Source organism: Flavobacterium sp. DSR2-3-3 (genome assembly GCF_049896585.1).
Classification (GTDB): Bacteria; Bacteroidota; Bacteroidia; order Flavobacteriales; family Flavobacteriaceae; genus Flavobacterium.
Genome location: NZ_JAFCUP010000003.1, coordinates 118,671 through 137,524, shown reverse-complemented (window position 1 = coordinate 137,524; position 18,854 = coordinate 118,671). Strand labels below are relative to the sequence as shown.

Sequence of the window (18,854 nt, the reverse complement as noted above, 5' to 3'; positions counted from 1 at the left end):
CCCAATTATGAAAAACCTAACCATTTTATTTGTTCTTGCATTGAGTATGATTTCCATTGTTTCGATGGCACAAAAAAAGCCAAACAAACACAAGATCGTTTTTCAGTTTACCAATGCTGCTGATACTTTACAACAAAAAGCATTGATAAACCAACTGACAAACCTAACAACGCACTGGCCAAAGTCAAAATACGAGGTGGTGATTCACAGCATGGGTTTACCATTTGTAATGTCAGGGAAATCAAAGCAAATACAAGCAATAAAAGCACTTCGGGCTAAAGGCGTTCGTTTTTTAGTATGCGAAAACACTTTGAAAAGTCAAAAAGTAACAAAAGAACAATTAATTTCAGAAGTAGAATATGTTCCAGTAGGAATAGCAGAGATTGTAGAAAAACAAGAACAAGGCTGGACGTACATTAAAGGTGGATTCTAAAGTAAAAATGTAAATTATGTTTTGTACCCTGCTACACCATGAATTTGGCTGTAGTTTTTCCTGTAAAAATCTGCTAAAAACCAAACCTACAAACCTAAAATAGATGAGCAATAACCGAAGAAATTTTCTAAAATCAGTAGGGACCTTAAGCCTGGGTGCAGCGATTATTTCACCTATTTCCGCTATAGCAAATTCTAATCAAATCGACGAACTTAAATTGGATGCAGCAATCGGCCAAAGCAAACCGCAAACGATTACTATTCTTCAAACCACTGATGTGCATTGTCAGATTCATCCGCATGATGAGTTATTTTGGGAAAATGGGAAAGCTGTTTTTAGAAAAACGGGCGGTTATGCCTACATGGCAACTTTACTGAAACAACTCAAAAAGAAAAACCCAAATACCTATACCATTGACACTGGCGACATGTTTCAAGGAAGCGAATTAAGCGTAGAAACTACCGGTGAGGCTTTTGTTCCAATTTTAAATGCGTTGAATTACGACTTATATCTTCCAGGGAATTGGGAAGTAATTTATGGAAAAAGAAAGATGCAAACGTTGTTAGGTTCTCTTGATGCACCAAAAATCTGTACCAATATGTACCATGATTTAGGCGAAGGGAAACGTGGCGAACTTATTTTTCAGCCGTACACCATTTGGAATATTGCCGGAGCAAAAATTGGTTTTTTAGGCTACACCGACCCTGTAGTGCCGTTGCGACAAAGCCCAAATTACAGTAAAGGAATTTTATATACCAATCCCGAAGAAAATCTGGCTCATTATATAGATGTATTACGAAATCAGGAACAATGCAGTTATGTAATTATAATTGCACATTTAGGTTTATCGCAGCAAATAGCATTGGCAAACCGACCGGAATGTGAAGGTGTAAACTACATTTTGGGTGGCGACACACACGAAAGAGTTCGTAAACCAATTATTTGTAAGTATTCAAAAGTGGTGGAACCGGGAGCATTTGGTTCATTTATTGGAAAATTAGATTTGACTATTCTTAACGGAAAAGTCATTGATGACAACTATGAATTAATAGAAGTCGATTCTCCAAAAATAAGACCCGATGCTAAAATCGAAAAATTATTGAAAGAAAAAGAATCCATTTATTCAGAACAAATCAATAAGGTTATTGGATACAGCACAATTCCTTTGTACCGCTATTTTGTGGTCGAAAATCCTATTGATACTATGATTCTGAATGCCTTAAACTGGAAATTCCCTGATATTGACATTAATCTTTCTAATGGCTTCCGCTTTTGTCCACCAAAAACTACACCAGATCAAACCGGAAATATTGCTATTACAAACGGATTTATTTTTGATATGTTACCAGTTGACAGCACCGTAAGAACAGCCAAAGTAACCGGAAAGCAATTGAAAAACTGGCTGGAAAAAGAATTTAACAATGTTTTTGCTGAGGACGCTTCTAAACGCTTTGGTGGATGGGTGGTTAAATTCAAAGGAATGGAAGTGCGCTTTAATGCTTTTGCCGAAATGGACAAAAGAGTTCAAAGTATTACGGTGAAAAATATGCCATTAGATCCTGATAAATTGTATTCAATCATGGCCTGTGAGCGTGACGGAGATCCTGTGGACGTGCTTTGCAGAATGAAAGGAGTCGTGGATGCCAAAAACACAAATGCAACCTTGCATTCGGTGATGAGGGATTATTTAAAACAAAATTCTCCTGTTACACCTACACCGCAAAAAAACGCAATAATTCTTGATGCTCCTGAAACACTATTATCTCAAGTTACCGGTGTTGATTATACTTTCAGATAGTAGTTAAGTCGTAAAGTCAAAAGTCATAAAGTCGAATGTTTAAACATTCGGCTTTATTTTTTGGCCCAATGTGATAAAAGTTACCTCCCATTTATAGGAATCAGATTATTTTTGTAAAAAATTAAATACTTAAAAATGAAATCTTTTTTCTCTATATTAATCTTAACTTTTTTACTTTTAATAAGTTTCCATTCCTCGGCACAACATCAGGAAATTTCAGATAAACCAAGCGTTTGGAAAGAACAAAATAATGAAAAAATCGATTCCACCTCGATTTTAAATGCTTTCAAAAACGGAAACTTCAGCGGCCATTTTCGCTATTTTTTTATGAGTACCAACAATGAAAGTGGCTTATCTGATTATTATGCCAATGCTCTTGGTGGCGGCGTAAAATTTGAAACGGCTAAATTTCATAATTTTCAATTTGGGGTCAGCGGTTATTACATTTATGATATCGTTTCTTCTGATTTTTCTAAAAAAGATCCTGTAACAAATTTATCCAACAGATACGAAGTAGCGCTTTTTGATTTTCAAAACGTATCAAGTAAAGGCAATTTAAGCAGGTTAGAAGAATTATATTTAAAATACAACTACAAAAATTCTAATGTAACCCTTGGAAAACAACTGCTGAATACGTCTTTCATAAATCTGCAGGACGGCAGAATGCGGCCTACTGAAGTCGATGGAATATGGATCGATTTTAATGAACTCAAAAAAACTAAAATAAATGTAGGTTACCTATACGGAATTTCACCACGAAGTACCATGAAATATTTCAGAGTTGGAGAATCCATAGGAATTTACCCAGCAGGCGTCAATCCCGATGGAACAAAATCCGATTATGCAGGGAATTTAGACAGTGACGGAATTTATATTGTTGGTATACAAAATGAATCGATAAAAAATTTAAAAACACTTTTGTGGAATCAATACGTAGAGAATATATTCAATTCGGCACTATTGCAAATGGACTATAAATACAATTTAAATCCAAACACAACAATGCTTTTCGGATTTCAGACAATTTACCAAAATGCCTTAAATTTCGGCGGAATTGAAAATCCACGCAAAACCTATTTTGAAAAAAATGGCAATTCGCAAACTTTTGGCGGAAGATTAGGCTGGCAGAATAAAAAAATAGAAATTACTTTAAATTACAACCGAATAACTGCTAAAGGAAGGTATTTAATGCCCCGAGAATGGGGACGAGACCCGTTTTACACCTTTATGGCCAGAGAACGGAATGAAGGTTTTGGGGATGCGCATGCGGTAATGACCAAAATACAATATACGAATCCTAAAAAGACATTCAAATCTAATTTGGCAGTAGGTTATTTTGACTTGCCGGATGTGAAAAACGTTGCATTAAATAAATACGGATTGCCTTCTTATGTGCAGACCAATGCTGATTTTCGCTACCAATTTCAAGGATTGCTAAAAGGGTTTGATGCGCAATTATTGTATGTACACAAGTTTAATGCGGGTGAAACCAATCCTAACAAAAATTACATTTTGAATAAAACGAATATGAGTAATATAAATTTTATACTCAATTTCAATTTTTGAAACACTTCTTTTTTTTTATTCCAAATGATAAAATTTCATTATCAAATAATTGATGAGGAAATAAAATATCGTTCCTGCCACTGCAAATGTTATAAAAAAGCTAATAAGGTTTAGCACGATGTTAGGGATAAACTTCAATCGGGGATGTGTCAAAATCGGCTCCCGATGCAGTCTTTCGTGAATATTTTCTTTCGCTATTTTGATTTTCTTTTTGATAATTGAATTGTTTTAAAGACGCTTGCGGCCCTGAATTAAAATAAAATTATGTTGCTGCTTAAGCACTCTAAATTAGGCAATTAATTTAATAATGAAACATTTGGAAGAAAAAAATAATAGGGATTCATTTATTAACTCCTCTAGTTAGCGTGAAATTTCAAAAATCCACTCTTTCAGCAGCATAAGGAATCTGATGCATGGCTCGTTCTGCAATTGCAGTGATGGAAAGTGACGGATTAACTCCCGGATTTGCAGATATCATAGAACCGTCAATGACCAACATATTATGGTATCCAAAAACTTCATTGTTTTGATTAATTACCCCTACAGAGCGGTCTTTCCCCATAACAGCACCTCCCAATACATGAGCAGTTGACGGAATTCCTGCTACGGATTCTAAAATAAATGAAGTTGCTTTACCATTAATTATTTTGCTGTATTTTTCTGTTAAAGCAATAGACTCCGGAATGTAAGCTGACGGTTTTAATCCAGTACCTATAATCGAAGACATTCCGCCAAAATAGTTGTTTCTAAATTTTAAAGTACTGTCTACTGATTGCATGAATAATAAAACAGTAGTACTTTTTGACCAACTGTTTACCCAATAAATTTTGAAATAGGACAACGGATATTTTACCACTTGCCGCGTCATGTTTGCCATTCGTTCCAAAGTGTTTTTTCCATTAGACAAAGGCAAATGAAATAATTTCCAGAAACCAGATCCTTCCGAATACCTCACAATTTCAAGATGGCTATTGTCATCCGTGCGCAGAATACTGCCGATAGCTACTCCTTTTGATAAATTTTTAGTTTTGTCTAACGAGGAAACACTAATTAGCGTTTCATTATTGGTTCGTATATCAGCGCCGAGTTTATCTGACAATAACGGAAGTGATTTCGTCTTTAATTTAAGCAGTAATTTAATAGTACCTAATACTCCTCCTGAAAAAATTACTCCTTTTGAAGTAAATTGTTTTTTAGATCCAAAAAATTTTGTGCTCGATTTTACAGCAATTTTATAACCTGTAGACCCATCTTTATTGTCAATTGGCAAAACATCATAAACCTCATTTTCGGCGAGGATTTCAGCACCATTATTTTGTGCTAAATAAAGATAATTTTTATCAAGTGTGTTTTTAGCATTATGTCTGCAACCCGTCATGCACCCTCCGCAAAAATTGCACCCAGCTCTTTCAGGACCTTTACCATCAAAATAGGGATCCTTTACTTTCACCCCTTGTTTTCCAAAAAAAATCGCAACATCAGGATGTTCAAATTGATCTTCTTTCCCAATTTCTTTAGCCAATTGTTTTAATGCAATATCACCGTCAAACAATTTGGGATTTCTGGACGCGCCAAGCATGGTGAGCGCTTTTTGATAAAATGGTTTTAGTTCAGTTTCCCAATCTTCTAATTCGCTCCAACTTCCTGATTTATAAAATGCGGATTTTGGTATGGGCAAAGTATTCGCATACACTAAAGAACCACCACCAACCCCTGTTCCCGATATAATTACAATATGCCTGAAAATACTCATTTTCATGATACCAAAGAAACGTAGAGAAGGCATCCACAACCATTTCCGTAGGTTCCAATTAGTTTTGGCAAAATCTTCGGATTGGTACCATTTACCTTTTTCAATTACTAAAACTTTGTATCCTTTTTCAGAAAGTCGTAAGGCACTTACTGAACCTCCAAATCCGCTTCCTATTATTATGTAATCAAAATCGTAATGCATCTTTTTTTGTGTTATATCCCAAAAATAAGCAATTATTTTGAATAATATGCACGCATACTAATTTACCTAGAAAGGATTCTTTTGACAGCAAAAACATCAACTTGTAGTGACCCTAATCGGATGCCGATATAATAAACGATTTGATGTAGATCTGTTTTTAAATGAATAAGAGCATTTCAAATTTGAAATGCTCTTATTCATTTAACCTAACGGTAAAATAGATCTGACTGGCTTTTAGTTATTAATGTGGTAGAACTGTCAATTTATATTCCTTTAATATTCCCTTTATTTTTCAGGAAAATCACCTCAATTATTTTACTGGTCATTCCAGCTTCTATTTTTAAGTGATTGGATAAAACTTCTATTACGTTTTTTTCTTCTTTTTCCAATGTTCCGTCGGCAAGTAAAACTTCCAATGCAAGAGCAAATACTGTTTCTTTATCAGCTTTTTCAATTAATTTACAACAGGCTGAAATGTAGTTCAATTGTCCCATTTCCGTTCTTAAATGGTATGATTTTGCATAAAGAGAAGCGATATCAATTCCGATAAATTTTTGTTTAGAATGCAATATTCTCGATAATGTTGCGGTTTCTGAATCGGTAATTTGATTATCGGCAGAAAGGCACGAATATAAAATTCCAACCCAAGCTTCAATTTCAGAAGTTATGGAATTTTGGTCATTATTGTTTTTAGCTTCAAATAAACTCATATTTTTTTTGGTTAAAGTTACTGCTAACAGCTTATTGGATTACTAGGATTTAGTACTAAATTATGATTTATTTTTAAGTTTTCAGGAAACTTGGGAAAACAAGCCCTTTATTCTTTAAGAATGATTCAGCATTTTATTCCTATTTAAAAAAAATAGTAAAAGTCAACAGTATAATTATTACGAATTTATAAACTTCATGTGATGAAAAAATAACATTACCGACTCATAATCAATTAATTAAACGTTTTTGGTGTGTTTATGCATCACTAACACTATAATTCGTTATAGTTTTTATCTATTGAAAATAAAATCAGATAAGGATGGTTTGTAGTAAATTCGCATTCAAGTAAATAAAAATCAAGTAAACTATGGAAAATAATTCAAATCCAACCACATCGTCTTATAATGTGAACAGCGAAAGCAAATGTCCATTTAATCATGGTGCCAGCGCTGGAACTCACGCAAAACAAGGCGCCGGTTCTGCTCCGGCAAACCGTGACTGGTGGCCAAATCAATTGAAATTAAATATTTTGCGTCAACACTCTGCAGCGTCGAACCCAATGGGAGAAACTTTCAATTACGCAGAAGAATTTAAATCGTTAGATTTTGCTGCATTGAAACAGGACATTACGGATTTAATGACAACTTCACAAGACTGGTGGCCAGCCGATTATGGATCCTACTGTGGATTATTCATCAGAATGGCTTGGCACAGTGCAGGTACATATCGTATAGCAGACGGACGTGGTGGTTCTGGAGCTGGAACACAACGTTTTGCTCCGCTAAACAGCTGGCCAGACAATGCTAACTTAGATAAAGCTAGGCTACTGTTGTGGCCAATTAAACAAAAATACGGCAGAAAAATTTCTTGGGCTGATTTATTAATTTTAACTGGTAACTGTGCCTTAGAGTCGGCTGGTTTTGAAACTTTTGGTTTCGCTGGTGGACGTGAAGATGTATGGGAACCAAACGAAGATATATATTGGGGTTCTGAAAATGAGTGGTTGGGCGACAGTCGTTACAATACTGAACGCGAACTGGAACAACCTCTTGCTGCGGTTCAAATGGGATTAATTTATGTGAATCCAGAAGGACCAAACGGAAACCCAGATCCAGTATTGGCAGCTCATGATATTCGTGAGACATTTGCCCGAATGGCAATGAATGACGAAGAAACTGTTGCATTAAGTGCAGGTGGACACACTTTGGGTAAAACCCATGGTGCTGCAGATCCAGAAAATTATGTTGGTGCAGAACCTGCAGGAGCGAGTATCGAAGAACAAAGCCAAGGTTGGAAAAACAGCTTCGGCACTGGTAATGGTGCAGACACAATTACTAGTGGTTTAGAAGGCGCATGGACTACCACGCCATCGAAATGGAGTAATAATTATTTCGAAAATTTATTTAATTATGAATGGGAATTAACCAAGAGTCCAGCAGGTGCGTTTCAGTGGAAACCAAAAGATGGAGCAGGTGCTGGTTTAGTGCCAGATGCTCACAATCCATCATTAAGTCACCAACCTTTTATGTTGACTACCGATTTATCATTACGATTTGACCCTGCTTATGAAAAAATATCAAGACGTTTTTTAGCGAATCCCGCAGAATTCAATGCTGCGTTTGCTCGAGCTTGGTTTAAGTTGACCCACCGTGATCTAGGTCCAAAAACCCGTTATTTAGGACCAGAAATTCCTGCTGAAGATCTGATCTGGCAAGATCCTATTCCTGCAATCAATCATCAATTAATAGACGATCAAGATATTGATTTTCTAAAAGCAACAATATTAGCTTCAGGATTATCAGTTTCTCAACTGGTATCAACTGCATGGGCGTCAGCATCTACTTTCCGTGGCTCTGATAAACGTGGTGGCGCAAACGGGGCTCGTATTCGTTTAGAACCTCAAAAAGATTGGAAAGTAAACAATCCTTCTCAATTAGCACAAGTTATTGAGACATTGGAAGAAATTCAAAAAGAGTTTAACATCGCTAATACTGGTGGCAAGCAAGTATCAATTGCGGATTTAATTGTTTTAGGTGGAAATGCAGGAATTGAAAAAGCAGCAAAAAATGCTAATCATGATGTTAAACTTCCGTTTACTTCAGGAAGAACAGATGCTTTACAAGAACAAACCGATGTGAACTCATTTGCAGTACTTGAGCCTCAAGCAGATGGTTTCCGTAATTACGTTAAGACAAAATATACGGTTTCAGCCGAGGAAATGCTCATCGATAAAGCGCAATTGTTGACATTAACAGTGCCAGAAATGACAGCTCTTGTTGGTGGTATGCGTGTGTTGAATACGAATTTTGATCACTCTCAAACTGGAATTTTTACAAAACGTCCAGAAACTTTAACTAATGATTTCTTTGTAAACTTACTTGATTTAGGCACAACTTGGAAAGCTGTTTCAGAATCTGATGATGCGTTTGTAGGTACTGACCGTAAAACTGGTACAATTAAATGGATTGGTACGCGCGTAGATCTTATTTTTGGTTCAAACTCTGAACTGAGAGCTATTGCTGAAGTTTATGGCTGTGTCGATTCGCAAGAAAAATTTGTTAAGGACTTTGTTGCAGCTTGGACCAAAGTGATGAACCTTGACCGTTTCGATCTGGTTTAATTTTAGTATTTTTAATTTGTTTAAAAAGGTGGTCTGGCAACAGATCACCTTTTTTGTTTTTTATAATTTAAAGTACAAAACAGATTATCCCAGTTATAAAGTCACACTAATCCATCCAAATAAGAAAGCTTCGTGCCACTAAATAGCTTTTGCTAAAGCATAGATAATTAACCAAAAATCTAAACCAGCATATCTAAAAGTTTTGTTTTTCATTAATTTACCATTTCCTGTAAAACTATCTTAATTTTTTAATTAGATATAAATCAAAGTATTACTTAACTTTTTTAGAATAAAAATCTCATCTCCAACCTCAACTCCAAAAAAAAACCATCTCGAAAAAAACGAGACGGCTTTATTTTTCTAATTAAAATAGATTTACATTGTATAATCCGTATTAACAAAATTGGATTCTTTGCTGTTTAATAATTCCTGCAAAATAGCATTGTTGTAGTCATTGTCTTTCGAAGCTACAAAAGTTCTGATAGAGAACGAGCGCAAGGCGTCGTGAATACTCAACGTTCCCACAGCTGAATCTTTTCGTCCTGTAAACGGATATACGTCGGGACCTCTCTGGCAAGAACTGTTCAAATTTACTCTGCACACTAAATTTACCAAAGTATCAATAAGTGGCGCAATAGTTTTGATATCGCTGCCAAACAAACTTACTTGTTGACCGTAATTTGATTCGGCCATATCGTTTAAGGGTTCCTGAATATCTTTGAAAGTCATTATTGGTACCACTGGACCAAATTGCTCTTCATGATACACTCGCATTTCTTTATTTATTGGAAACAAAACCGCAGGAAATATATAATTAGCAGAATGATTTCCACCTTTTTCATTGATGATGGTTGCGCCTTTTTTGACAGCATCGTCAATCAATTCCTGAATATAAGCCGGTTTATCTTTTTCCGGTAACGGAGTTAGCATCACTGATTGGTCCCAAGGATTTCCAAAAACAAGCGAATCTACTTTGGCAGCAAAACGTCTGTTGAATTCATCGGCAATCGTCTCGTGAACGTATAAAATTTTCAATGCTGTACAACGTTGCCCGTTGAATGACAGCGTTCCTGCGATACATTCCTGAATGGCCAAATCTAAATCGGCGTCCGGTAAAATAATAGCTGGATTCTTAGCTTCTAAACCTAATATCAAACGTAGTCTGTTTTTGTTTGGGTGTTGATCCTGCAAGGCAATCGCTGATTTGCTGTTTCCTATCAAAGCCAAAATATTAACTTTTCCGGACTTCATAATTGGCGAAGCAACCTCACGCCCTCTGCCGTAAACAATATTAATGGCTCCTTTTGGAAAACTACTTCTGAACGCTTCCAACAAAGGGGAAATCAACAGCACGCCATGTTTTGCGGGTTTAAAAATAACGGTATTCCCCATAATCAATGCCGGAATTAGCAGTGCAAAAGTTTCGTTGAGCGGATAATTGTAAGGTCCAAGACACAATACAACTCCAAGAGGTCCACGACGTACCATAGCATTTACACCTTGGCTTTTGGTAAAACGGGAACTATTTCGGTCTAATAATTTATAATCTTCAATAGTATCGTAAATATATTCTACAGTTCTGTCAAATTCTTTTTCGGAATCCGGCAATGATTTACCAATTTCCCACATCAAAAATTTAACAACTTCGTTACGGGTCGCTTTCATTTGAGTGACAAAATTCGACATACATTTAATACGGTCTGAAACTTTCATTGTAGGCCACAATCCCTGACCATTGTTATACGCTACACTAGCCGCATTGACTGCTTCCAAAGCCTCAGTTTCGCCCATAAACGGGATTGAACCGAGGATTGTTGGGCCGTATGTTTCCGTAGATGAAATCGTTGAAAAAACTGCGGTAGTCTGGCCTTCCCACTTTTTTAATTCGCCATCCACTAAATACGTATCTTGATTTAATAATGTGGTTATCTGAAATTCTTCTGGTATTATGTTCATACTGTTGGATATTATATTTATAGTTTAAATAAATAAAAGACGCGATTGTCTCTTTCCGTTTTATGGTTCAATGATCTCGCCGTCCCATTCTGTAATGCCGCCAATAAGATTATAAGCATTTATAAAACCCAGCTGATTCATTATTTCACAGGCTTTTGCACTTCGCATTCCGGAGCGGCAATACACATAATAATTTTTATTTTTATCCAAAGCTTCTATTTCGGTTACAAAATCCTGGCCTCTGTGAATATCAATATTGATAGCATTTGCTATAAAACCTTCGTTAAATTCGTCTTCGGTTCTCACGTCCAGAATCACTGCATTTTCATCAGCTTCAAATTGAGAAACCCAATCTTCTTGTGTTAAATTCATAATGATGTTTTTTGTAAAAATACAACGTTTTTACCAAACAATAAATGCATCAATTGTTAATTAGATAATATTAATAAGAAATCGTTTTCGCAAAACATTAACAATCAAGAAAATATAAATTAAGCTTTTATTTTTGCGAAAAACAGTCTATTAAATCCATAGATAATATATAAATAATAGACGCTTAATCAAGCACTTGTATGCCGTTTTAGTCTAATAAACAACCTGCTTTTTGAGTTTTTTAAACTACTTTTACAATACAAAAAAGTGAAAAAAAATTATAATGATTGATCCGATAAAAAAAATATTTCCTTCCTTTTCTACTGAATTAGTCAAAGATGTTGATGCCAATGCGGCTATACAATCCTTCAAAACTGGTGATGTAATCATGCGAACTGGTCAGTACATAAAAAATACGGTACTGGTAATCAGCGGCAAAATAAAGGTTTATCGAGAAGATGAAAATGGCGGCGAGTTTTTTATGTATTATTTGCAACCGGGGCAAGCTTGTGCCATTTCTTTGATTTGTGCCACCAAAAATGAAAAAAGCCAAATCATGGCCAAAGTCGTTGAGGATGTTGAATTAATCATGGTGCCCTTACCATTGATGGATAAATGGATGATGCAACACCGCAGTTGGTATGAATTTGTAATTGACACGTACAGAAGTCGTTTTGAAGAAGTCTTGGAAGTTATTGACAGCATTGCTTTCAGAGCGATGGACGAGCGATTGGAGTTTTATTTAAAACGTCATGCTGATGTTTGTGGTTGTAAAGAATTGAAGCTTTCCCATCAGGAAATTGCCTCCGAATTGAATACTTCCAGAGAAGTGATTTCCCGTTTGTTAAAAAAAATGGAACAGCGCGGCATAGTTGCTTTACACCGCAATAATATTGAACTTTTAAAATAAATTCAACTGATTCACTGAGATAATCCGTTTTTAAAAACCCTTTTTTTTGTCCAAATTTTTTATACCATTTAATTAGTAACTGTTTTTCAATACTTTAGATTCTTGTTTTATAAAAAATTCACTTTGTAAAATGAACACTAAACTTAATTTTTGATTATCTTTAATATTGTTTTTTTGTTTAATATTTGAAACAGAAGCATACAATCCAACCAATCATTTTTCTTATTCCAATAATAGTAATGTAACAATTGTCACTGTTTTTCTTAAAAAACAGAAATACATTTGCACTGTACATTTAAAAAACGCAATCATGCAAATAGAACAAATATACACCGGATGTTTAGCACAAGGTGCTTACTACATTACTTCAAATGGTGAAGCTGCCATTATTGACCCGTTACGGGAAACCCAACCTTATCTCGACCGACTAAAAAGAGATGAGGTGAAATTAAAATACATTTTCGAAACCCATTTTCACGCTGATTTTGTTTCCGGCCATGTCGATTTAAGCCGCCAAACTGGTGCTCCAATCGTTTATGGTCCAAATGCTACCTGCGAATTTGATTGCATTTCTGCAAAAGACGGACAGGAATTCACCATTGGAAACATCAAAATAAAAGTACTGCACACTCCGGGACACACCATGGAAAGCTCCACTTTTTTATTGATTAACGAAAACGGAAATGATCACGCTATTTTCTCGGGAGACACTTTGTTTATAGGCGATGTGGGAAGGCCGGATTTAGCTCAAAAAGCGATACACATGACGCAAGAACAATTGGCCGCTACCCTATTTCATTCGTTACGAACAAAAATCATGACTTTGGCAGATGATGTCATGGTTTATCCCGCGCACGGTGCAGGAAGTGCCTGTGGAAAAAATATGAGTACGGAAACCGTTTCGACCATTGGCGACCAAAAAGCAACTAATTATGCATTACGTGCGAATATGACAGAATCCGAATTCGTACAAGAGGTGACGGAAGGTTTATTGCCGCCGCCCGCTTATTTTGGTATGAATGTGGCCATGAACAAAAAAGGATACGACAGTTTCGAAAACGTTTTGAATTTAGGAATGCGTGCTCTCTCCCCTTCAGAATTTGAAGTGGCCGCTGAAGAAACCGGAGCCTTACTTTTGGACACTCGTAACAACGGAGAATTTGCCAAAGGATTTATTCCGCAATCTGTAAATATTGGAATTGATGGTGATTTTGCTCCTTGGGTAGGCGCTTTAATTGCCGATGTGCAACAACCAATCCTAATTATTTGCGAACCAGGACAAGAGGAAGAAACCGTTACTCGCTTGAGCCGTGTGGGATTTGACAACTTGATTGGTCATCTGGCAGGTGGTTTTGATGCTTGGGCAAAAGCAGGAAAAGAAATTGATACCGTTAATAGAATTTCAGCCGAACAATTTGCCGAGGAAGTAAAAATTGGCGAAAGCAAAATAATTGATATTCGTAAAGAAAGTGAATACTGCGCAGAGCATGTTGAGGAATCCTACAGTAAGCCATTAGCGGCTATTAATGAATGGGTTAAAGATATTAATCCAAAAGAACACTTTTACCTGCATTGTGCCGGTGGATACCGCAGTATGATTGCCGCTTCAATACTAGAAGCGCGTGGTTTTAGAAATTTTACTGAAATTGAAGGCGGTTTTAATGCTATTGCAAAAACGGATATTCCAAAAACCGATTTCGTATGCCAAAGTAAAGTTTTGAAATAATTAATAACCAAATAAAAAGTATACAATGAAAAAAAACATGGGTTCAACAGACAAAATTATCCGGATCGCCATTGCAGTAATAATTGCAATATTGTATTTTACCAATACTATCAGCGGTGCGCTTGCAATTGTTTTAGGAGCATTTGCAGTTGTTTTTATAATCACCAGTTTTGTGAGCTTTTGCCCATTGTATGCCCCGTTTGGAATTTCAACCGCAAAAAAAATATAAAATGTCCGATTTAAAATGTTGTGTCGTTTCTTGCGATAGACCGCTGAATGCAGCCTATTGGGAAGCGCAATATGAAGCCAAAACTACCGGTTGGGATTTAGGCCAAGTATCACCGCCCATACAAATGTATGCTGATACGGTTGCGGATAAAAATAGCCGTATTTTGATTCCCGGTTGTGGCAACAGCTATGAAGCGGAATACCTTCTGAAGCAAGGATTTTCAAATATTACCGTTATTGATATTGCACCCACACCAGTCTCCTTTTTAAAAGAAAAATTCAAAAACCATCCTACTATTCAAATTCTTTTAGGTGATTTTTTTGAACATAAGGGAAAATATGATTTGATTATTGAGCAAACTTTTTTCTGTGCTTTGGCTCCCACAATGCGTCAAAAATACGTTTGGAAAATGCACCAACTTTTGGCTGAAGAAGGAATTCTGTCGGGATTACTATTCAATAGAATGTTTGCATCAGGACCTCCTTTTGGCGGAAGTAAAGAAGAATATGAAACGCTTTTTACGGCCGCTTTTCAATTTATAAAAATGGATTTATCCGAAAATTCAATTGCACCAAGAGCCGGTTCAGAATTGTATTTCGAATTGAAAAAGAACAGGCAGGTTGTTGTAAACCTTTATGCACTGGAAGGTGAACTATATAGCGAATCGATGGAAACGCTTACTGAAAAACTACTGACAATTGACGGCGTTTTAAACGTTAGCATCAACGGTAATTTTGCTGATGTATTACTTGTTAGCAAAAATGAAATTACAATCGAAACATTACAACAGGTAATTGCTTTCGATGAAAAGTATACCATCAAAAAAATAAAAAACTAAATTCATACCCCTTTTTGAGAAAAAAAAAAAAAAAAAATGAAAGCACTATTATTTACAAATTGGCATGTTATGCGCTGGGTTCGCTTGTTGCTTGCCTTATTTTTATTTGCACAAGCCTATATCCTAAAAGAAAACATGTTCATTGGTCTTAGACTATTTTTCTTCGTTCAGGTAATTTTCAATTTAGGTTGTGGCGCGAATGGTTGCAGTATTCCTAACAATAAATATACTAAAAATGAGTAATTTCGATACCATTATCCAGTCCGAAAAACCAGTCTTAATAGACTTTTTTGCCACATGGTGCGGCCCTTGTAAAATGCTTGGTCCCGTTTTGAAAGAAGTAAAAGAAAGTTTGGGAGATCGCGTTTCCATCATCAAAATTGATGTTGATAAAAACCAGCAAATATCGAGTCAGTATCAGGTTCGTGGTGTTCCTACGATGATTTTATTTCAAAACGGAAAACAGTTGTGGAGACAATCTGGTGTTTTGAGTAAGGAGGAAATCATTAAAACTATTTTGGAAAAAAGCAATAAATAGCCAAAATAATAACAATCGAAAAACTTTTGTTTTAGTTTGAGAATACGTGCGACTTTTCAAAGATTTTAACGGAAAACTACTTCAAATTCTAGAACTAAATTAGTACTAAATTCATTTATTGGGACAGAAAAATAAATGCAACCTGATATTTTCCTATATTAGTGATCACTATGGAAAAGCCACGCCAATACAGACTTTCAAGATCTGAATCTTTATTTGTAAGAGGACCTTTGACCCGAGTGAAAAATTTAGTTTTCATTTTTAAAGTACTTTACAACTTCATCAGAGCGTTTCAAAAAATGCCTTTTATTGGTCCTTGTGTCACTGTTTTTGGTTCCGCTCGTTTTGGTCCGGAAACAGCGCATTACAAAAATGCAGAACGTATTGGTGCCGAAATAGCTAAATTAGGATTTACCGTAATGACCGGTGGCGGACCTGGAATTATGGAAGCTGCGAATAAAGGTGCTTACGAAGCCGGCGGTTATTCTGTGGGTACAAATATCGTTCTTTCAGTAGAACAAAAACCAAATCCTTATCTGCACAAATGGATTTATATTCCCTATTTCTTTGTGAGAAAAGTAATTTTAATAAAATATTCTTATGCCTTTGTGGTGATGCCCGGAGGACTGGGGACTTTGGATGAATTATTTGAGGCATTGACTTTGATTCAAAATAAAATGATCAACAATTTTCCCATTGTTATTTTTGACTCTGTTTATCATAAAGAATTGTGTCATCACATTCAAAGAATGATTTACAATGAAAGTATCAGTCCGGAAGATATGAAGCTTTTATTTGTGACAGACTCTGTTGAAGAAGTGACAGAACACATCAACAAACATGCTATCAAAAAATTTGGATTAAAAAAATATGAATATAAAGCCAAACAGTAACTTGTTGGGAAATATATATTTTTTCATTCGTACTTATCAACGATAGTTATAACCAACTGTCTTATTTTACCGTTAATTATGGATTACAAAACTATTTTCTTATATTTTATTATTTTAATTTGACGGGGTTTTTTTCAACCATTTATATAAAACCTCTTCTAAATCACATCTGATAATTGGTTTAGAAACATAATCATCCATTCCGGATTCCAAACATTTTTCTTTTTCCCCTAACATAATTCCTGCTGTTAAAGCGATTATAGGAATGTTATTGTATTTTTTTAGGTGCTTGATTTCGGCAGTCGTTTGATAACCATTTTTGTGCGGCATTTGAATATCCATTAAGATGAGATCCAGCTTCTCTTTTTTGTACATTTTGATCGCTTTCTTACCATCTGAAGCTTCTAAAACAGTGCTTCCTGGAAGTATCGATTTGAGCAACGTTTTTACCAAAAGCATATTAATTCGATTATCCTCAACCACTAATATTTTCTTGTCCTTGAAATCACCCGAAGAAATCGTTTGGTTTTCGATAGTAATTTCTGCGTCTTGGTTTTTAGCAGCAATTTCATGATGAGATTTTTTTAATTGCACTGTAAAATAAAATTCACTTCCTTGACCAAATTTACTTTTCAATTTTAATTCACTATCCATTAAACCTAAAAGCTGATTTGAAATGGCTAATCCAAGTCCTGTTCCTCCAAATTTACGTGTTACCGAACAGTCCTCCTGAATAAAGGATTGAAACACTTTTGCTTGATTTTCCTGCTTGATTCCAATTCCGCTATCCTTTACCGAAAAATATATAATACATTGATCATCTTCTTCAGAAATAATTTCAGAAGTGATGTCCAATTGTACAAATCCTACTTTCGTGAATTTTAGAGCGTTCCCTATTAGGTTTACTAAAATCTGTTTCAAGCGAATGGAATCTGCAAACACAAAATCAGGAACGTTATTTTCGATATTCAAAATGAGATCTATTTTGTTTATTATTGCTTGGTATTTGAAAATATCAATTACGTGATGCGTCAATTCATAAAGGTTGATTTCCTCAATATTGAGTTCTAATTTTCCGGATTCAATTTTCGAAAAATCTAAAATATTATTGATAATTTCGATTAAAATAGTTGCTGATTCATTAATTGTATTCATGAATTCCTTTTGGCTTTCATCTAAATTTGTTCTCATCAATAAATCAGTAAAACCAATAATTCCGTTTAAAGGAGTACGAATCTCGTGGCTCATATTTGTTAAAAAACTGGATTTTGCTTTATTAGCTGCTTCGGCATGTTCTTTGGCTTTTGTTAGTTCAATTTCTAACTTTTTCAATGCTGTTATTTCGATAAAACTGATGACAACTTCAGCGATTTCTCCGCCGCTGCTCATAATGGGAAAACCGTTCAATAAAAACCATTTAACATCCCTATTATCCATTTTGTTTATTCCAAAAATAAAATTATTAATTGCGCTTTTATTTCGAATAATGAGGTTAACGGGGTAATTTTCTGGCGATAAAGATTTGTTGTCATCATTAACAAATTCCCAATTTTGTTTAGAGCCATCCCCTTCTTTTATTTGTTCCTCACTCAAACCAATTAGTTCAGAAGCTTTTGGATTAGAATAAATAATTATGCTGTCCCCATCATGCACAATTATTCCAACATCAAGATTGTTAAGCAAATCCCGATAGCGAGCTTCATTTTCTCGCAAAACAGTTTCAGGCTTTTGAAGTTTGGAAATATCTATAATGGTAATAAAGGCTTGCTCTTTATTTCCTGAAAGAATTCCTGTTAGAAATACATGCACTGTGGTTGCATCGTCTAAAAGTAATTTTACTTCACAGCATTCTTTATTATCCAATCTGAATACATTTTCTAAAAATTGATTAAAAACCGGTTTTGAATCATCTGAAACAAAAAAGCCAAATTCACTGTTTTTTAGTTTTGATCTTTCTTTCCGCAAAAGTTGGGAACCGACAAGATTTAAATCGAGTACTTTACCTGAATTTGTCAGCGTAAAATAGCCCGTAGGTGCAAAATCGTATAAGTCTGAATATTTTTGCAAAGCATTTTCAACCTCATCTTTAGCAAGCATGAGCTCTTCTTTTTGCATCTCCAACTCTATCTGATGAACTTCTAATTCATGGATAAGTTTTGATGTTTCCTCTTCTGAAAGTTTAGGTCTATATTTTGATTCACTTATTCGCTGTAATTCTTCAGCTTTCTGCCTGATAATGTGATGATTTGTGGTTTTATTTTCAATATTTTCCATAAGCGCAATCGATTTAAATACTACTATTTAATTGTT

16 protein-coding genes are annotated in these 18,854 nt (G+C 35.3%); 11 read left to right on the top strand and 5 right to left on the bottom strand.

Annotation, left to right across the window (positions count from 1 at the left end; genetic code table 11):
* Positions 1 to 7: 7 nt before the first annotated feature.
* From ACP7AQ_RS05605 to ACP7AQ_RS05595, 3 genes are all read left to right on the top strand, one after another.
* Positions 8 to 433 (top strand): DsrE family protein, encoded by a 426-nt coding sequence (locus ACP7AQ_RS05605; protein WP_426063944.1) that lies wholly within the window; start codon positions 8 to 10, stop codon positions 431 to 433.
* Positions 434 to 536: 103 nt separating this feature from the next.
* Positions 537 to 2,231: a bifunctional metallophosphatase/5'-nucleotidase gene (locus ACP7AQ_RS05600; RefSeq protein WP_426094715.1), complete on the top strand. Its 1,695-nt coding sequence runs from the start codon at positions 537 to 539 to the stop codon at positions 2,229 to 2,231.
* Between the two features lie 135 nt (positions 2,232 to 2,366).
* Positions 2,367 to 3,797, top strand: a complete 1,431-nt coding sequence (locus tag ACP7AQ_RS05595) for an OprD family outer membrane porin (RefSeq protein ID WP_426094714.1) — start codon at positions 2,367 to 2,369, stop codon at positions 3,795 to 3,797.
* A gap of 373 nt (positions 3,798 to 4,170) precedes the next feature.
* Here the strand turns inward: ACP7AQ_RS05595 and ACP7AQ_RS05590 are convergent, their stop codons facing one another.
* Both ACP7AQ_RS05590 and ACP7AQ_RS05585 read right to left on the bottom strand, forming a co-directional pair.
* On the bottom strand, positions 4,171 to 5,751 hold the full coding sequence (locus ACP7AQ_RS05590; protein WP_426094713.1) for a GMC oxidoreductase: 1,581 nt from the start codon (positions 5,749 to 5,751) through the stop codon (positions 4,171 to 4,173).
* Between the two features lie 263 nt (positions 5,752 to 6,014).
* Positions 6,015 to 6,461, bottom strand: a complete 447-nt coding sequence (locus ACP7AQ_RS05585; protein WP_426094712.1) for a TerB family tellurite resistance protein — start codon at positions 6,459 to 6,461, stop codon at positions 6,015 to 6,017.
* A 368-nt stretch (positions 6,462 to 6,829) separates the two neighbouring features.
* On the opposite strand from ACP7AQ_RS05585, the gene katG reads away from it, so the two are divergent.
* Positions 6,830 to 9,082 (top strand): catalase/peroxidase HPI, encoded by a 2,253-nt coding sequence (gene katG / locus ACP7AQ_RS05580; protein ID WP_426094711.1) that lies wholly within the window; start codon positions 6,830 to 6,832, stop codon positions 9,080 to 9,082.
* A gap of 375 nt (positions 9,083 to 9,457) precedes the next feature.
* Here the strand turns inward: katG and ACP7AQ_RS05575 are convergent, their stop codons facing one another.
* Both ACP7AQ_RS05575 and ACP7AQ_RS05570 read right to left on the bottom strand, forming a co-directional pair.
* Positions 9,458 to 11,038, bottom strand: coding sequence for an NADP-dependent glyceraldehyde-3-phosphate dehydrogenase (locus ACP7AQ_RS05575; protein ID WP_426094710.1), 1,581 nt, complete (start codon positions 11,036 to 11,038; stop codon positions 9,458 to 9,460).
* A 60-nt stretch (positions 11,039 to 11,098) separates the two neighbouring features.
* Positions 11,099 to 11,410 (bottom strand): rhodanese-like domain-containing protein, encoded by a 312-nt coding sequence (locus ACP7AQ_RS05570; RefSeq protein ID WP_426094709.1) that lies wholly within the window; start codon positions 11,408 to 11,410, stop codon positions 11,099 to 11,101.
* Positions 11,411 to 11,693: 283 nt separating this feature from the next.
* On the opposite strand from ACP7AQ_RS05570, the gene ACP7AQ_RS05565 reads away from it, so the two are divergent.
* The 7 genes from ACP7AQ_RS05565 (at position 11,694) to ACP7AQ_RS05535 (ending at position 16,544) form a co-directional block, all read left to right on the top strand.
* On the top strand, positions 11,694 to 12,320 hold the full coding sequence (locus tag ACP7AQ_RS05565; RefSeq protein ID WP_426063936.1) for a Crp/Fnr family transcriptional regulator: 627 nt from the start codon (positions 11,694 to 11,696) through the stop codon (positions 12,318 to 12,320).
* Between the two features lie 310 nt (positions 12,321 to 12,630).
* Entirely contained in the window at positions 12,631 to 14,046 is a 1,416-nt protein-coding gene (locus tag ACP7AQ_RS05560) for an MBL fold metallo-hydrolase (RefSeq protein ID WP_426094708.1), read from the top strand.
* A gap of 25 nt (positions 14,047 to 14,071) precedes the next feature.
* Positions 14,072 to 14,275, top strand: a complete 204-nt coding sequence (locus ACP7AQ_RS05555; RefSeq protein WP_426091411.1) for a YgaP family membrane protein — start codon at positions 14,072 to 14,074, stop codon at positions 14,273 to 14,275.
* 1 nt (position 14,276) lies between these two features.
* A complete protein-coding gene (locus ACP7AQ_RS05550; RefSeq protein ID WP_426094707.1) occupies positions 14,277 to 15,113 on the top strand; it encodes a methyltransferase domain-containing protein in 837 nt (278 codons plus the stop codon).
* Between the two features lie 36 nt (positions 15,114 to 15,149).
* Positions 15,150 to 15,356 (top strand): hypothetical protein, encoded by a 207-nt coding sequence (locus ACP7AQ_RS05545; RefSeq protein WP_426094706.1) that lies wholly within the window; start codon positions 15,150 to 15,152, stop codon positions 15,354 to 15,356.
* Positions 15,349 to 15,651 carry a thioredoxin gene (gene trxA / locus ACP7AQ_RS05540; RefSeq protein WP_426063931.1) on the top strand — a complete coding sequence of 101 codons (303 nt, stop codon included), beginning with the start codon at positions 15,349 to 15,351 and terminating at the stop codon, positions 15,649 to 15,651. Before ACP7AQ_RS05545 ends, trxA begins: the two co-directional genes overlap by 8 nt.
* Positions 15,652 to 15,821: 170 nt before the next feature.
* The gene (locus ACP7AQ_RS05535) at positions 15,822 to 16,544 is read left to right on the top strand and encodes a TIGR00730 family Rossman fold protein (protein ID WP_426094705.1); all 723 of its coding nucleotides are present in this window, start codon (positions 15,822 to 15,824) and stop codon (positions 16,542 to 16,544) included.
* A 114-nt stretch (positions 16,545 to 16,658) separates the two neighbouring features.
* On the opposite strand, the gene ACP7AQ_RS05530 is transcribed toward ACP7AQ_RS05535, so the two are convergent.
* Positions 16,659 to 18,818 carry a response regulator gene (locus tag ACP7AQ_RS05530; RefSeq protein WP_426094704.1) on the bottom strand — a complete coding sequence of 720 codons (2,160 nt, stop codon included), beginning with the start codon at positions 18,816 to 18,818 and terminating at the stop codon, positions 16,659 to 16,661.
* Positions 18,819 to 18,854 lie beyond the last annotated feature (36 nt).

What these genes read in the sequence shown, in the direction of transcription:
- ACP7AQ_RS05600 (WP_426094715.1), top strand. Translation starts at nt 537, where the DNA reads ATGAGCAATAACCGAAGAAATTTTCTAAAATCAGTAGGGACCTTAAGC.
- ACP7AQ_RS05605 (WP_426063944.1), top strand. Translation starts at nt 8, where the DNA reads ATGAAAAACCTAACCATTTTATTTGTTCTTGCATTGAGTATGATTTCC.
- ACP7AQ_RS05545 (WP_426094706.1), top strand. Translation starts at nt 15,150, where the DNA reads ATGAAAGCACTATTATTTACAAATTGGCATGTTATGCGCTGGGTTCGC.
- ACP7AQ_RS05590 (WP_426094713.1), bottom strand. Translation starts at nt 5,751, where the DNA reads ATGCATTACGATTTTGATTACATAATAATAGGAAGCGGATTTGGAGGT.
- ACP7AQ_RS05555 (WP_426091411.1), top strand. Translation starts at nt 14,072, where the DNA reads ATGAAAAAAAACATGGGTTCAACAGACAAAATTATCCGGATCGCCATT.
- ACP7AQ_RS05560 (WP_426094708.1), top strand. Translation starts at nt 12,631, where the DNA reads ATGCAAATAGAACAAATATACACCGGATGTTTAGCACAAGGTGCTTAC.
- ACP7AQ_RS05595 (WP_426094714.1), top strand. Translation starts at nt 2,367, where the DNA reads ATGAAATCTTTTTTCTCTATATTAATCTTAACTTTTTTACTTTTAATA.
- ACP7AQ_RS05585 (WP_426094712.1), bottom strand. Translation starts at nt 6,461, where the DNA reads ATGAGTTTATTTGAAGCTAAAAACAATAATGACCAAAATTCCATAACT.
- ACP7AQ_RS05535 (WP_426094705.1), top strand. Translation starts at nt 15,822, where the DNA reads ATGGAAAAGCCACGCCAATACAGACTTTCAAGATCTGAATCTTTATTT.
- ACP7AQ_RS05565 (WP_426063936.1), top strand. Translation starts at nt 11,694, where the DNA reads ATGATTGATCCGATAAAAAAAATATTTCCTTCCTTTTCTACTGAATTA.
- ACP7AQ_RS05575 (WP_426094710.1), bottom strand. Translation starts at nt 11,038, where the DNA reads ATGAACATAATACCAGAAGAATTTCAGATAACCACATTATTAAATCAA.
- ACP7AQ_RS05530 (WP_426094704.1), bottom strand. Translation starts at nt 18,818, where the DNA reads ATGGAAAATATTGAAAATAAAACCACAAATCATCACATTATCAGGCAG.
- ACP7AQ_RS05550 (WP_426094707.1), top strand. Translation starts at nt 14,277, where the DNA reads ATGTCCGATTTAAAATGTTGTGTCGTTTCTTGCGATAGACCGCTGAAT.
- ACP7AQ_RS05570 (WP_426094709.1), bottom strand. Translation starts at nt 11,410, where the DNA reads ATGAATTTAACACAAGAAGATTGGGTTTCTCAATTTGAAGCTGATGAA.
- trxA (WP_426063931.1), top strand. Translation starts at nt 15,349, where the DNA reads ATGAGTAATTTCGATACCATTATCCAGTCCGAAAAACCAGTCTTAATA.
- katG (WP_426094711.1), top strand. Translation starts at nt 6,830, where the DNA reads ATGGAAAATAATTCAAATCCAACCACATCGTCTTATAATGTGAACAGC.